At 46.5% G+C, this 1,404-nt stretch carries 2 rRNA genes; both read left to right on the forward strand.

Annotated elements, in window-relative coordinates:
• Nucleotides 1–9 precede the first annotated feature (9 nt).
• A 5S ribosomal RNA gene (rrf, locus tag QQZ12_RS16930) occupies nt 10–124 on the forward strand.
• Between the two features lie 1,109 nt (nt 125–1,233).
• Nucleotides 1,234–1,404: ribosomal RNA gene (locus QQZ12_RS16935) — 16S ribosomal RNA — on the forward strand; the annotation flags it as partial.

Here is a 1,404-nt window from a genome sequence, read left to right on the forward strand (position 1 = left end):
AACATAACGTCTGGTGATGATGGCGGAGGGGACCCACCCGTTCCCATACCGAACACGGAAGTTAAGCCCTCCAGCGCCGATGGTACTTGGGCTTAAGCCCTGGGAGAGTAGGTCGTTGCCAGGCTACCAAACCCCACTTCATTCTGAAGTGGGGTTTTTGCTTTGTTTTGTGTTGGTAAGTTGTTTCATATGGTAGGTAAGCCAGCAACCAATTGGCAGTGCCATTTAGGAGCAAGCTCACCCTTGTTTGGGACAAGGGAGCAGAAAGGTTCTCATGCCACATGGGTGAGGTGAGCACGGAGATGTTCTGGTATCTACTTATTGAATGATGATTAGCGGGGTTGCTTGTTTAACAGCTCCATTACGACTGACAAATGGTTAGACCATGTCTAATTAATAGATCAGCGGCTCCAAAACCGGTTTTCCATTCTCTTCACCCGTGACGTGGTACTCATCAGGAAACAGATTTCCGTCGCTTTTACCTACAACTTGGTTTATCAGACAGACTCTAGAGCGTGTCTGATGAATAGGCCAGCGGCTCAAAAACCATTTTCTCATTCGCTTCACTTGTGTATCGGCGCTCCTCAAGAAAAGGTTTTTCCGCCGCTCATTCCGCTGATCTTATTCATAGACAGTACCATGGAGCCTGATGCTGCTACCCGATTTTAAATGGTTACTCTCCATCCATGGCGTAGCGACTGAGCATTGGCCGTTGCTACTTCTGCTAACCATTTCCAAGCGTATTTTCGAGGGTTGCTTAATTGGATTGGAGAATTGTTTGGACGGCATGATCCCGAAGGGAATCCTTTTAAAGCCTTAGCGGCGAACAAGGGAGGTGGAAAAGCCATAAAAAATGACAGGGTTGCATGGAGACATAAGAGAGAAACGTTGGACATACACCTGCGAGAAGATGCCTTAGTCTAAGGGGTTGTCCGTTTTGCCTGCATAAAACGATAGCCTGCGATTAAAAATGTGAATATGGGTGTTGACAAGTGATAAAAACCATTGTATAGTTAATTTCGTTGCTAACGCGACAACATCTTCTAAAGATCGATAAATAACAACAAAAAAAGTTGTTGACAAGATCAGTCGAAGGTGATAGAATCAAATACGTCGCTGCGAGAGCGGCGATAGAAATTAAAGCGTTCCTTGAAAACTAAAGAGTGACAACGTGACCTGTCAATTCATTGAGCATAGACTCAAACCTCAGTTTCACACTTCGATGTGAAACCTTTAACGGAGAGTTTGATCCTGGCTCAGGATGAACGCTGGCGGCATGCCTAATACATGCAAGTCGTGCGGGGGTCTTCGGACCCTAGCGGCGAACGGGTGAGTAACACGTGGGCAACCTGCCCGTAAGACTGGGATAACTCCGGGAAACCGGTGCTAATACCAGATAATCTC

Source organism: Laceyella tengchongensis (assembly GCF_900182735.1).
In the GTDB taxonomy this organism is placed as follows: Bacteria; Bacillota; Bacilli; order Thermoactinomycetales; family Thermoactinomycetaceae; genus Laceyella; species Laceyella tengchongensis.